Origin of the sequence: Streptomyces sp. NPDC091272 (genome assembly GCF_044757485.1) — a bacterium.
Lineage (GTDB): Bacteria > Actinomycetota > Actinomycetes > Streptomycetales > Streptomycetaceae > Streptomyces.
The window spans coordinates 429,974-443,880 of record NZ_JBIVVC010000005.1; the positions used below are offsets into that span (position 1 = coordinate 429,974).

8 protein-coding genes are annotated in these 13,907 nt (G+C 72.3%); 1 reads left to right on the forward strand and 7 read right to left on the reverse strand.

The window, feature by feature from the left end:
* Nucleotides 1-4: 4 nt before the first annotated feature.
* Nucleotides 5-1,849, reverse strand: a complete 1,845-nt coding sequence (locus ACIQM4_RS17495) for a glycoside hydrolase family 3 protein (protein ID WP_401592361.1) — start codon at nt 1,847-1,849, stop codon at nt 5-7.
* 646 nt (nt 1,850-2,495) lie between these two features.
* On the opposite strand from ACIQM4_RS17495, the gene ACIQM4_RS17500 reads away from it, so the two are divergent.
* Nucleotides 2,496-3,185, forward strand: a complete 690-nt coding sequence (locus ACIQM4_RS17500) for a hypothetical protein (protein ID WP_401592123.1) — start codon at nt 2,496-2,498, stop codon at nt 3,183-3,185.
* A gap of 86 nt (nt 3,186-3,271) precedes the next feature.
* On the opposite strand, the gene ACIQM4_RS17505 is transcribed toward ACIQM4_RS17500, so the two are convergent.
* The 6 genes from ACIQM4_RS17505 to speB all read right to left on the reverse strand — a co-directional run bounded on the left by ACIQM4_RS17505 (nt 3,272) and on the right by speB (nt 13,751).
* Entirely contained in the window at nt 3,272-4,792 is a 1,521-nt protein-coding gene (locus tag ACIQM4_RS17505) for a S28 family serine protease (protein ID WP_401592125.1), read from the reverse strand.
* Between the two features lie 105 nt (nt 4,793-4,897).
* Nucleotides 4,898-5,278, reverse strand: a complete 381-nt coding sequence (locus tag ACIQM4_RS17510) for a hypothetical protein (protein WP_401592127.1) — start codon at nt 5,276-5,278, stop codon at nt 4,898-4,900.
* A gap of 166 nt (nt 5,279-5,444) precedes the next feature.
* Nucleotides 5,445-9,203, reverse strand: coding sequence for an ABC transporter ATP-binding protein (locus tag ACIQM4_RS17515; protein ID WP_401592129.1), 3,759 nt, complete (start codon nt 9,201-9,203; stop codon nt 5,445-5,447).
* Nucleotides 9,204-9,386: 183 nt separating this feature from the next.
* Nucleotides 9,387-10,364 carry a serine hydrolase gene (locus tag ACIQM4_RS17520; RefSeq protein WP_401592131.1) on the reverse strand — a complete coding sequence of 326 codons (978 nt, stop codon included), beginning with the start codon at nt 10,362-10,364 and terminating at the stop codon, nt 9,387-9,389.
* A gap of 163 nt (nt 10,365-10,527) precedes the next feature.
* Complete coding sequence (locus ACIQM4_RS17525; RefSeq protein ID WP_401592133.1) at nt 10,528-12,219, reverse strand: thiamine pyrophosphate-binding protein; 1,692 nt, start codon at nt 12,217-12,219, stop codon at nt 10,528-10,530.
* Nucleotides 12,220-12,779: 560 nt separating this feature from the next.
* Entirely contained in the window at nt 12,780-13,751 is a 972-nt protein-coding gene (speB, locus tag ACIQM4_RS17530; RefSeq protein ID WP_401592135.1) for an agmatinase, read from the reverse strand.
* Nucleotides 13,752-13,907 lie beyond the last annotated feature (156 nt).

Below are 13,907 nucleotides of genomic sequence, written 5' to 3' on the forward strand. Positions count from 1 at the left end.
CCCTCTAGTACCGCAACCCGTACCCCACCGGATACAGCTCCTTCGCCGGGTCGTCGGCCCTCTGCACCGGCACCGGCAGCCGGCCCTGCGGGCGGATCTTGCCGGCCACTGCCCGTGCCGCGGCCTGCATCTCCACGTCCGTCCACGAGTACGCCGCCAGGTGCGCCCCGGCGCCCAGGCCGGTCAGCTGGGCCACGTCGTACGGGTTGTGGATCGCGAGCGTCACGACCGGGACCCCGGTCCTCGCCAGTTCCGCCACCAGCGTCCGCTGCGGGCTCGACGCCGTGACGTTGCGTGTGGCCACGAGCACCGCGTCCGCGCCGGCGCGCGCCGCGGCCACCGCCTCCGCGATCTTCGCCGCCGTGGGGGCCGAGCCGGTGGGCAGGGCCGTGGCGGTGAGGCCGAGGCTCGTCAGGGCCGTGGCCAGGACCGTGGTCGGCGGGCCCGTCGTGCCTGACGGGGAGGCCGGGTCGACGCCGACCACCAGGACCCGCTTGTGCCGCCGCCGCGACAACGGCAGCAGCCCGCCCTCGTTGCCCAGCAGGGTCGTCGTCCCGTCGGCGATCCGGTCTGCCGCCGCCAGGTGGGCACGGGTGCCCACCGTCCGGTCCACCTCGCGGTGCGTCACGTACGGGCGGTCGAACAGCCCGCGCCGCGCCTTGAGCTGGAGGATGCGCAGGATCGACTCGTCGAGCCGCGCCTCGGTCAGCTCGCCGCCCCTCACCGCCGCCAGCACCGCCCGCCACGCCAGGTCCAGGTTCGGCGGGTTGAGGAGCTGGTCGCAGCCGGCCTTGAGGGCGAGCACCGGCACCCGGTCGTCGCCGTACTTCGTGCGTACGCCCTCCATGCCGAGCGAGTCCGTGACGACGACGCCCCGGTAGCCCAGCTCCTCGCGCAGGATGCCGGTGAGGATGGGGCGGGAGAGGGTGGCCGGGTCCTCCGCGGGATCGAGCGCCGGGACCACGATGTGCGCGGTCATGATCGAGTCGATTCCGGCGGCGATCGCGGCCCGGAACGGCGGGGCGTCCAGGGCCTGCCACTCCTCACGGGTGTGGTCGATGTACGGCAGCTGGTTGTGGCTGTCGTCCTTGGTGTCGCCGTGGCCGGGGAAGTGCTTGGCCGCCGTGGCGATACCGGCGCCCTGGTAGCCGCCCACCTGCGCCGCGACCAGAGCGGCCACCGACTTCGGCACGGAGCCGAAGGAGCGCACGCCGATGACCGGGTTGGCCGGGTCGACGTTGACGTCCGCGTCGGGGGCGTAGTTCTGCCGGATGCCCATGGCGAGGAGTTCGGCCCCCGCGATCCGGGCGGCCTCGCGGGCGTCCGCGGTCCCGCGCCGGAAGGCGCCCGCGCCCAGCGCCATCGCCCCGGGCAGCAGGGTGGCCGGCTTGCCGACCCGGGCCACGATGCCGTGCTCCTGGTCGACGGAGATCAGCAGGGGTATCCGGGGGCCCCGGCGCAGGCCCTCGCGCTGGATGCCGTTGGAGAGGTCGGCGATCTGGTGCGGGTCACGGGTGTTGTGCGCCCAGGCGAAGTAGATGATGCCGCCGACGTGGTACTTCTCGATCAGCTCCGCCGCGTCCCTGACCCCGATCTCCTTCATGTTCGCGTCGACGTCCGCCTGGTCGGGGTCGGTCGCGGTGTGCCCGTACACCCGCATCACGAACAGCTGCCCGACCTTCTCCTCCAGGGTCATGGCGGCGATCAACCGTCTCAGCCGGTCGGTGGAAGGCCGGTCGGCCACCTCGGCCGCCATGGCCGGTGCGGCCCCGGTGACCGCCACCGCCACCGCGGCGGCGCTCGCGGCGAGCAGGGAGCGACGGGAGGGACTGGTGAGGTGTTCCGGCACGGTGACCCCATTCTTGAAGCCCTTGAAGGAAACTTCCAGCGGGGCCACACTTGTCCGAAAGTAAGTGCCCGTCAAGATTCGCGCAGGGGTACGGAGTTGTGGCGTACGGAGCCGACGGGGAGGGTGCCCGCCACCGGCGCATTCGGAGGGGGCGCGCCGGTGGCGGGGCTCACTGCTGGCCGCAGGCGGCTGGAGAGGGGAGTCAGCGAACGCAGCCAGCAGCGAGGGCCGACACCGCTCTGCGGAAACTCACCAGCAGTACGGCTGTTGGACGGAGCGCGGTACGACCGGGTTCCCCGGATTCCACGGTTCCGGCGAACTTTTCCCGACATTGGTACGGGAGTGGCCGGGAGGGAGCAGAGGGGGTGGAGTGGCGGGTGAGGCGCGGCTGTCCCGATGCGTTTCCCGTACACCTTCGTACGGCCCTCGTACGCCCTGGTACGGCCCCCGTACGCCCTCGTACGGCCCTGGTACGGCCCCCGTACGCCCCGCGCACGGTCCCGCGCGGCCCCCGTTCGACGTAAACCTCCCCGTGAGCCTGGCGCGCGCCCGCCTCACCGGGCCACCCTTGGCAGCACCGCACACCCGCCGGGGCCGCCCCCGGCGGACACAGCTGGAGAAGTGCAGAGGTATCGGGGGATGCTGCATGCGCAGGACACGGACACTGCGGGCCGTTGCCACGTCGGCGGGGGCCGCACTGATCATCACCGGGCTGTTGGGCTGCCAGAGTTTCGGCGGCGAGGACGGCGACAACGGCGAGAACGGCGAGAAGCTGGGGACGGGGCAGGCGCAGGGGCAAGAGGACGGGCAGGGGCAGTCCGCCGGCCGCCCACTGCCTGCCACCCCCTCCGGCTACGGCACGGTCTTCCTCGACGTCCGTGAGTGCAGTTCGTACGGGAAGACCCCGCGCGAGGTCTCCTGCGCCAGCGAACGCGCCGCCGCCCGCGTCAGCGCCCGCCACAACGGGCGGGCCGGGAGCGGTCCCTCCTGCCCCGCCACCACCGACTTCGTGCTGCACATCTCGCAGTCCCGGCCCGGGTCCGACGAGAACGGCGACGGCGTCGTCCCGCTCGGCTACGCCTGCATGCGCAACCTCACCGCCCCGCACCCCGGCGACCCGGGCGGTGGCGGCGGCCCGCACACGGTCGTCGGGGACTGTGTGTACGAGTCGGGCGGCGGCCAGGTGCGGGAGACCGCATGTGACGGGACGGGCGCGAGGGACCCGGAGTTCCAGGTGGTGCGGGCGGTCACCGACCGGCTGCGGTGCCCGCTCGCCACCCGGCTGTACGTACACCTGGAGGGCGGCCGGCCGGTGGGGTGCGCCCGCCCGGTGTAGGACGCAAGCGCCACGGGGGCACGGACGCCCCCGCCCACACACCCCGGCCAACACGCCCCGCCCCCCCCCCGGTGCGCAATTCGCAATTACGGCCGCAGCCCCTGCTCCCTGTTCACCGCGGTCGCGTCCAGCCTGGCGTCGTACGCCGTCAGTCGCTTCGCCTTCGCCGGGTCCGACTGGACCGTCGGGGAAGCCACTCCGGCCCACTTCAGGACCTGCGCCACGGCCGCCGCCTGCCGGTCGGCGGGCAGGCCCGAGATCTTCGCGCCGTGGTTGGCGCCCGGCACCGTGTACACGTGGTTGTCGTTGCGGGCACCGCGCGCGGGGGCGAAGCGCTCGGAGCCCCACGGGTCGTTCTGCCCGTACACGAACATCATCTGGTGTGCGTCGCGCCGCACCCAGCGGTCGACGTCGCGCATCGCGCTGCCGCCGTCCCACTTCATCGGGATGTCACGGGGCACGTAGACCCGCGACTGGAAGTACTCGGGGCCCCACTTCATCAGGCCCTTGAGGTGCGGGTACTCGTACTGGGGCGCGCCGAGCTGGGTGCCCGCCTGGTAGTAGTACGGGGTGTAGCCGGACAGTCCCTGGTCGCTGGAGGAGCTGAAGCCGGACTTCTCGTCGAGATAGTTGAAGATCTCGTCGTCGGTGGCGGTCCTCGCCACGGGCACACCTGCGCAGTCCTTCTCGGAGCTGTACTGCCAGAAGCCCCAGACGAAGTCGAGGACGGTGTTCTCGAAGCCCTTCTCCACGCTGCCTATGGTGTGGAAGGTGGAGCCGTTCTGCGCGGCGAGTGCCTTCGCCTTGGCGAGCAGCGGCCCCCTGCGGACCAGCGCCTCGCGCTGGAGGTTGTTGAGGCGGTCGCGGCACTCCTTGGTGGAGACCGTGCGGAAGAAGCGGTCGTACGCCGAGTCCTCGTGCTGGCGGACGTCGTTCGGGGCCACGTACGCGACGACGCCGTCCATGTCGCGCGGGTGGAAGCGCTCGTAGTAGGTGGCGGTCATACCGCCCTTGGAGCCGCCGGTGGACAACCACTTCTTCGAGTAGATCTTCTTCAGTTCGCCGAAGAGGCGGTGCTGGTCGTCGGCGGCCTGCTGGATGTTCAGCTTCGACCAGTCGGCCGGCGCGGGGCGCGAGGGGGTGAAGTAGCGGTATTCGAGCGAGACCTGGTTGCCGTCGACGAGCGCGGTCGGCTCGGAGCGGCTGGGGGTGGTGGAGACGTTGTAGCCGCCGGTGAAGAAGACAGTGGGCCGGTCCACGTCCTTGTGCAGCAGGCTCAGCCGCTGCTGGAAGGTGCCGCGTTCGGGGTGCCGGTGGTCGATCGGCTGGGTGTAGTTGAGGAGGAAGTAGCGGTAGCCGGCGTACGGCTTCTCCTCGATCAGGGACATGCCCTTGATGGCGAGGATGCGGTCCTTGATGTCCTCCGCGGCGGGCGCGCTCGCCGCGGCCGAGTTCACCGCCGTGGCCGTGGCCGGGGCCTGAGCCGCGGCCGGGGTCTGTGCGGATCCCGGTTCGGCGGCCGTGGCCGTACCGATCGTCCCGCCGGTCGCCCCGGCGGTGCCCATGAGCACCGCTCCCGCGAGAACTCCTCTGAAGGTCTTGCGCATTCGCCACTCCCCTGTCGGCACACGGACAACAGGAGAGAACCTAATGTTGCGCAATCCCCTTTGTCAGCAGAGGATTTGCGCGAATTCACGGGAGACCGACAACCTCTAGCAGAGAATCCAGCCCGAAGCGGTGCTTTTTCCCGCCACCGAGCCCTCCACCCGCACACACCTGTGCAGCGCGTAGACCGTCACCGGTCCCGCGTGCCGGGTGTACGTCCCCGAGTCGACGGCCGCCCGGCTGCCGCGCGCCTGGACGCTGACCCGCATCTTCTGCCGCGGGCCCGAGCGTTTGGCGACCGTCTGGGCGCACACGTACTGGCGGCTCTTGTAGACGCGGACCTCGCCGGTCGCGAAGCCGTACGTCTTGACCCGGGTCCCCGCGCAGGCGGTGGCCGCCGCGTCGGCGTGGCCGACGGCCGGGCCGCCGAGGGTCAGCAGACCGGCGGTCGCCGCGACCGCGAGCGCACCCGCCGTCCTTCTCTTCATCCGTCTCATCACTTCCACGCCTGCCCCACCCACCCCATCGAACACACTGGCCCCGCAGCCCACGGAGTCGTATGCGCGTACGACGCGTATTGACCATGGAACGGTTGCACGGGGCCTCGGCCGATGACCGTACGGGAGCCCCTCCGCCGGGCCGCGAGGGGCCGCGTCACACGGCCGCCGGCTCGTCCTCCCCGACGAAGGTCCGCCACAGCCGCGCGTACGTCCCGTCCAGGGCGAGCAGCTCGTCGTGGGTGCCGTCCTCGGCGACCCTGCCGTGGGCCATGACCACGACCCGGTCGGCGCGGGCCGCGGTGGTCAGCCGGTGGGCGACGACCAGGGTGGTGCGGCGGCCGGTGAGCCGGTCGGTGGCCTGGTTGACCTGGGCCTCGGTCGCCAGGTCCAGGGCGGCGGTCGCCTCGTCGAGCAGCAGGACGTCCGGGTCCACCAGCTCGGCGCGGGCCAGTGCGATCAGCTGGCGCTGGCCCGCGGAGAGGTTGCGGCCGCGCTCGGCGACGGCGTGCAGATAGCCGCCGTCCAGGGTGGCGATCATCTCGTGTGCGCCGACCGCACGGGCCGCCGCCTCGACGGCCGCGTCGGTGGCGTCGGGGCGTCCGTAGGCGATCGCGTCCCGGACCGTGCCCGCGAAGAGGTAGGCCTCCTGCGGCACGACGCCGAGGCGGTGCCGGTAGGCGGTGATGTCGAGGTCGCGCAGGTCGGACCCGTCGGCGGTGACCCGCCCGTGCGTCGGGTCGTAGAAGCGGGCGACCAGCTTGACCAGGGTCGACTTGCCCGCGCCGGTCTCGCCGACGAACGCGACCGTCTGGCCTGCGGGGATGTGCAGGTTGATGTCGGAGAGGGCCTCTTCGGGCTCGTCGGCCGAACCGTACTGGAAGGAGACGTCCTCGAAGGCGATCTCGCCGCGCAGCGACAGGACGTCCTTCGGCCGGTCGGCGCCGGCGGTGGAGGTCGGCTCGCGCAGCAGTTCCTGGATCCGCCGGAGCGAGACGGTCGCCTGCTGGTACCCGTCGAAGACCTGGGAGAGCTGCTGCACCGGGGCGAAGAAGAGGTCGATGTAGAGCAGGTAGGCGACCAGCGCGCCCGCCGTGAGCGTCCCGGCCTCGATCCGCCCGGCGCCGACGATCATCACGGCGGCGGCGGCCACCGACGAGAGCAACTGCACGAACGGGAAGTAGACCGAGATCAGCCACTGACCGCGCACCCGGGCCTGCCGGTAGCTCCTGCTGTTCGCGGTGAACCGCTCGCGGCCCGCCTTCTCCCGTCCGAAGGCCTGCACGACGCGCAGTCCGGCGACGGACTCCTGTAGGTCGGCGTTGACGGCGCCGACCCGGTCACGGGCCAGCTCGTACGCCTGGACGCTCCGCTTGCGGAAGAAGTACGTGCCGATGACCAGCAGCGGCAGCGTCGCGAAGACGACCAGCGCCAGCTGCACGTCGATGACGACCAGGGCGACCATGACGCCGAAGAAGGTGACGACGGAGACGAAGGCGGTGACCAGGCCGGTCTGGAGGAAGGTGGACAGCGCGTCCACGTCCGTCGTCATCCGGGTCATGATGCGCCCGGTCAGCTCGCGCTCGTAGTAGTCGAGGCCGAGCCGCTGGAGCTGCGCGAAGATCTTCAGGCGCAGCGAGTACAGCACCCGCTCGCCGGTGCGCCCCGTCATCCTGGTTTCGCTGATCTGGGCGCCCCACTGCACGAGCACGGCCAGCAGGGCGAGTCCCGCGGCCGTCCACACCGCGCCGAGCGCGAGCTGGGTGACGCCTTCGTCGATGCCGTGCCGGATGAGGACCGGCAGCAGCAGCCCCATCCCCGCGTCCACGGCGACCAGCCCCAGGCTGACCAGCAGCGGCAGCCCGAAGCCGCGGAGCAGCCTGCGCAGGCCGTACGAGTCCTCGGGGGCGACGGCCCGCGCCTCGTCGATGTCCGGCACGCCGTCGGCCGGTGGCAGGGCGTCGACCTGGGCGAGCAGTTCGGGGGTGGCGGGCATCCCGGACGCGTGGTCGGTCGCCGCGTTGGCCGGGTCGCTCTCGTCCCGGATCCACAGCTCGGGGGTGATGCCGCGTTCGGCGTCGAACTCGGCGTCCAGCTCGGCCTGCACGGACCTGTCGTCGTCGGCGGGGGCCTGCGGGAGGGTGTGTCCCGGCGAGACGCCGCCCAGTTCGTCGGGGTCGGTGAGCAGCCGGCGGTACAGCGGTGAGCGCCGCTCCAGCTCCGCGTGCGTACCGATGTCGGCGAGGCGTCCGCCGTCCAGGACGGCGATGCGGTCGGCGAGGTTCAGGGTGGAGCGGCGGTGCGCGATGAGCAGGGTGGTGCGCCCCGCCATGACGCTCCGCAGCGCTTCGTGGATCTCGTGCTCGACACGGGCGTCCACGGCCGAGGTGGCGTCGTCGAGGAGGAGCAGCCGGGGGTCGGTGAGGATCGCGCGGGCCAGCGAGAGGCGCTGGCGCTGTCCGCCGGACAGGGTGAGGCCCTGCTCGCCGACCTTGGTGTCGTAGCCCTTGGGGAGTTCCTCGATGAAGCGGTCGGCCTGGGCGGCGCGGGCGGCGGCGCGTATCTGCTCGTCCGTCGCGTCGGGGTGGCCGTACGACAGGTTGGCGCGCACCGTGTCGGAGAACAGGAAGCTGTCCTCCGGTACGAGACCGATGGCGGCCCGCAGCGAGGCGAGCGTCAGCTCCCTGACGTCGTGCCCGCCGACCAGCACCGCGCCGTGCGACACGTCGTAGAAACGCGGCAGCAGCAGCGAGACGGTCGACTTGCCGCTCCCGGACGACCCGACGACGGCGACGGTCTCGCCCTCGCGTATCTCCAGCGAGAACCCGTCGAGGACCGGGCGGCCCTCCTCGTACGCGAAGCCGACCGACTCGAACTCGACGGTCGCCGGGGCGTCGGCGGGGAGTTCCTTCCCGCCGTCCTCGATCGAGGGCTCGGTGTCGATCAGCTCCAGGACGCGCTCGACACCGGCGCGGGCCTGCTGCCCCACCGTCAGCACCATCGCGAGCATCCGGACCGGCCCGACCAGCTGGGCGAGGTACGTGGAGAAGGCGACGAAGGTACCGAGGGTGATCTGCCCCCGGGTGGCCAGCCAGCCGCCGAGCGCCAGCATGGCGACCTGCCCCAGCGCGGGGACGGCCTGGAGGGCGGGCGTGTAACGCGAGTTCAGCTTCACGGTCCGCAGCCGCCCCGCGAACAGCCGCCGCGAGACCTCCCTGAGCTTTCCGGTCTCCTGTTCCTCCTGCCCGAAGCCCTTCACGACCCGGACGCCGGACACGGCGCCGTCGACGACCCCGGCGACCGCGGCGGCCTGCCCCTGGGCGTACCAGGTGGCGGGGAACAGGCGCTTCTTGCTGAGCCTGGCGATGAACCACAGGGCGGGGGCGACGGCGAGCGCGACCAGCGTGAGGACCGGGGACAGCCAGGCCATGATCCCGAGGGAGATGACGAAGAGGAGCACGTTCCCGATGGTCATCGGGAGCATGAAGAGCAGGCCCTGGATCAGCTGGAGGTCGCTGGTGGCGCGGCCGACCACCTGCCCGGTGGACAGCTCGTCCTGGCGGCGCCCGTCGAGCCTGGTGATCGTCCCGTACATCTCGGTGCGCAGGTCGTGCTGGACGTCGAGCGCGAGCTTGCCGCCGTAGTAGCGCCGGATGTAGGTGAGGACGTAGACGACGACGGCCGCGGCGATCAGCAGCCCCGTCCACACGGCCAGCGACCGCGTCCCCTTCCCGATCACGTCGTCGATGACGATCTTCGTGATCAGCGGTACGAGGGCCATGACGGCCATGCCGCCGAGGGAGGAGCCGAGGGCGAGCAGGACGTGGGTGCGGTAGCGCCAGGCATAGCCGCTCAGCCGGCGGGCCCAGCCCTGTTTCTGCTCGGTCCGCTGTTCTTGCCCTGCTGTCCCTGGCACGCGCTGCCTCCCGGTCGATCCATGTCCCACCGGAAGGCACCAACGTCGCCAGCTGCGGATTTCATCCCGCCGCAATGTTCACCGTCTCGTGCACGGTGGTGGAAGTCTCGTGCACGGTGGTGGAAGGGGGGTGGAAGGGGTGGATGCAGGGGGGCGTGAACGGGGCACGCCCCCCTGCGCCGCTCAGCGCGGCACCGGCGGAATCACTTCCTGCGGGACGGCCGGCGGGACGACGGCCGGCACGGGCGCCTCGAAGGTGCGCGCCTTGCTGCTCCCCGCCGGGTTGAGGTCGCGGTGCACGGCCCGGGAGACGGCCTGGATGGTGTCCACGCCCTGCTGCATCGTCTTGTTGCCGTGGCTCAGCACGGTGATGGTGTAGTCGTGCCCGAGGCCGGTGAAGGCCCCCAGCGAGTGCACCCGCCAGCCCTGCGTGGCACGCGGCAGCCATCCGTTCTTGACCTGCACACGGGCCTTGCCGGGGGCGCCGGCCGGGGTCCCCCAGCGCTGGCCGGCCACGACATGCGCCATCCGGTCGAGGATGTACGCACGGGAGGCGTCCTTCAGGACGTTGTTGCGCAGGGTGATCAGTCCGAGGAGCTTGCTCTGCTCGGAGGCGTTGACCTGGGTGAGCCCCCAGTAGCCGCCGGAGCCCGGCTTGGTGGCGGGCATGCCGGCGGCCTTCAGGAACGCGTTGACCTTCGCCACCCCGAGCTGCTTCCACAGGGCGGTCGTCGCGTTGTTGTCCGACTTGGTGATCATGGCGTCGACGTTCCTGCGCTCGCCCGCGGTCAGCGCGCGGTTCTTCTTCTGCGCGTCCCACATCAGGGCCGCGAGGACGGTGACCTTGACGATGCTGGCGGAGTCGAAGCGGTCCCAGGAGCGCAGCGCGCAGTAGGTGCGGCTGGAGTGCTCGTACACGGTGACCGCGACGGATCCGGGCCGGCCGCGCAGGGCGGCGGTGATGTCGGCGGTGAGCTTCTTGGCCAGCCCCGCCTTGTTCGAGCTGCACGCCACCGTGGGCGCGGCGGCGGTGGCGGGCCCGGCGGCGGCCACCGGGAGCAGTACCCCGGTGGCGAGCGCGGCGGCCGTGAGGCCTCTGCCTATTCGGTTCGTGCGTGAGGTGCGTACAGCGCGTGAGATGCGTACAGCGCGTGTGGTCATGCCCCGTGTCCCGTCCCCTGAAATCAGTGATGCGGAAGCGCGCTCGTGGCGCTTCCGCATCAGATGACTAGGGGGAAAGGGAAAAGTTGTACGACCGGGGTGTACGCGTTCGGTAACAGCCCCTCACCCGTTGGGCGGCCCGCCCTGGAGCGCGGCCCGGGGGTCAGGCACCGAGGTGGGTGGGGGCGAACATCCTCAGCACGGCCGGGAGCACGACGACCGAAGGGCCCGGTGCCTTGAGGGCCGCCGCGAGGTCGGCGGACAGGGTCTCCGGGGTGGTACGGGTCGCCGGTACGCCGAAGGACTCGGCGAGGGCGACGAAGTCGGGGCGGGCCAGCTCGGTGCCGGTCGGTTCCTCGTACTCCTCGCTCATGTACTCGCGCAGGATGCCGTAGCCGCCGTCGTCGACGATCAGCCAGGTGACGGGGAGGTCGTGCTGACGGGCGGTGGCCAGCTCGGCGATCGAATACATGGCGCCGCCGTCGCCTGAGACGGCGAGCACGGGGCTGTCCGGGTCGGCGACGGCCGCGCCGAGGGCGGCCGGGAAGGCGTAGCCGAGCCCCCCAGCGCCCTGTGCCGAATGCATGGTGTTGGGGCGGGCCGGGTCGAAGGCGGACCAGGCCCAGTAGGTCAGGATCGTCATGTCCCAGAAGCTGGGGGCGGTGGCGGGCAGGGCCTCGCGGATCGCGGCGAGTAGCTGCTGTTCCTGGTCCAGGTCCTGGGCGGCGATACGTTCCCGCACCCGGCAGAGCACGTCGCGTACGGCGTCCGCGGCGCCGTCGTCGGGGCGGACGTCCTCGATCGTCTCCAGGAGGGCGGTGAGGGCCAGACGGGCGTCGGCGTGGATGCCGAGCGCGGGGTGGTTGGCCTCCAGCTTGCCGAGGTCGGCGTCGATCTGGACGATACGGCCGCGCGGGGCGAAGGTTCCGTAGTTGCTGCTGAGCTCGCCGAGCCCGGAGCCGACGACGAGCAGCACGTCGGCGTCCTCCAGGAACTCCGTCGTGTGCCGGTCCTCCAGCCACGACTGGAGGGAGAGGGGGTGGCGCCAGGGGAAGGCGCCCTTGCCGCCGAAGGTGGTGACGACGGGGGCGTTCAGCCGTTCGGCGAGCTGCCTGAGCTTGCCGGAGGCGTCGGAGCGTACGACTCCGCCGCCCGCGACGATCGCCGGGCGGGCGGCGCCCGACAGGAGGTGGGCCGCGACGGCGGTCAGCTCGGGGCGGGGCGGGAGTTCGTGCGGGGTGGCGTCCGGGGCGTTGACGGCGGGAATCGCGGTCTCCGCCGCGAGCACGTCCTGCGGGATCTCGACCCACACGGGCCCGTGCGGGGCGCTGAGCGCGGACTCCCAGGCCTCGGCGATCGCGGAGGGGATCTGCGACTGGGTGCGCGCCACGTGCACGGACTTCACGACGTCCCGGAAGGAGGCCTGCTGGTCGCGCAGCTCGTGCAGGTGCCCGTGCCGCCCGCCGCCGAGCCCGGCAGCCGGAACCTGGCTGGAGATCGCCAGGACGGGGGCGGAGGCGGCGGCGGCCTCCTGGAGGGCGGGGAGGGAGGTCAGCGCGCCGGGCCCGGTGGAGAGGAACAGCGGGGCGGCCTCACCCGTGACGCGCCCGTACCCGTCGGCGGCGAACCCGGCGTTGTTCTCGACCCGCAGGCCGACATAGGCGAGCTTCGAGCGCCGCAGCGCGTCGAACAGCGCGAGGGCGTGCTGGCCGGGCAGCCCGAAGACGGTGGTCGCACCGAGCCCTCTGAGCGTCTCGACGACCAGATCCCCACCGGTACGCCCGACGGGCGGCGCGAGGGCGGCGACGGTCTGGGCGGGGGTGGGGCGCAGGACGAGGTCGTGATCGTGACTCATACGATCAGCTTGGCGCATGCCGGGTGATGCGGGTGGCGGACCCCCCACCCCACGCGCGAGACGCGCGCGCTCTCCGGGGCCGCAGCCTTCAGGGGCGCGGGGAACTGCGCGACCAGCCCCCACCCACCCGCACGGTGTGAGACGGCCCCTCCAGGGGCGCGGGGAACTGCGCGCCCAGCCACGACGCACCCGCGCGAAGGAAACGCCCCACGCAAGGCCGGCCCGGCGCGAAGGGGTGCGCTCCGCGCGAGGGGCCGCCCCCTTGCCCACCCGTCCCGCCCCCGGGGGGCGGCCCCGCTGCCCAAGGAGGCTGGGGTGGGGAGGGGAGGGGAGAGGGAAGGGGCGGCCCCGCTGCCCAAGAGGGCTGGGGGCGCGGGGAAAGGGGCGGCCCCGGTGCCCAGGAAGCTGGGGTAGCGGGAAAGGGGCGGGCGGCCCCGCCGCTCAAGGCGGCTGGGGGTGGGGTAGCGGGCCGCCCCGCTGCCCAAGGAGGCTGAGGGTGGGCAAGCGGAAGGTGCGGTCCCCCTCCCCCAGAGGGCTGGAAGGCGCTCGGCCTCCCCCCGTCAGCCCCGCGCAGCGGAAATCTGGCGGGACATGATCGTCGTCAGCTCGTACGCCGTGTGCGACGCCGCCACCGACGTGATCTCCGCGTGGTCGTACGCCGGCGCGACCTCGACGACGTCGGCCGAGACCAGGTTGCAGGAGGACAGCCCGCGGATGATCTCCAGCAGCTCGCGCGAGGTGAGGCCACCGGCCTCCGGCGTGCCCGTGCCCGGCGCGTGTGCCGGGTCCAGCACGTCGATGTCGATCGAGATGTAGAGGGGGCGGTCCCCGATGCGCGCGCGCAGCTGGTCCGCGACCTCGTCCACGCCCCGCCGCATGACGTCCGCCGACGTCACGATGCCGAAGCCCATCTTCTCGTCGTCGCGCAGGTCCTGCTTGCCGTACAGCGGGCCGCGCGTGCCGACGTGCGAGAGGGCCTCGGTGTCGAGGATGCCCTCCTCCACCGCCCGGCGGAACGGCGTGCCGTGCGTGTACTCCGCGCCGAAGTACGTGTCCCACGTGTCCAGGTGCGCGTCGAAGTGCAGCAGCGCCACCGGCCCGTGCTTCTTCGCCACCGACCGCAGCAGCGGCAGCGCGATGGTGTGGTCGCCGCCGAGCGTCATCATCCGCGCGCCCGACCCCAGCAGGTCGTCGGCGGCGGCCTCGATCGTCTCGACGGCCTCGTTGATGTTGAACGGGTTCGCCGCAATGTCACCGGCGTCCGCGACCTGCGCGAGGGCGAACGGGGAGGCGTCCTGGGCCGGGTTGTACGGCCGCAGCAGCCGCGACGCCTCGCGGATCGCGTTGCCGCCGAAACGCGCGCCCGGCCGGTAGGAGACACCCGTGTCGAAGGGCACGCCCACGACCGCGACGTCCGTACGCCCGCCGACCTCGTCCAGGCGGGGCAGCCTGGCGAACGTCGCCGGTCCGGCGTACCGGGGGATGCGGGACGAGTCGACGGGGCCGCGGGGCTCGGCGGAGGGAGTGTTCATGAGGTCGAGGGTAGGCAGCACGACGGATTCCGCACATGTACGGATGCGATGACGCGGGGCAGGGACTTGGACACGGCGGACAGGTCGAAGCCGTGGTCGTCCGGTCCACCCCGCCGCCTCCGCCACATCCCGCCCCCCGATGTGGTCCCTCCAACA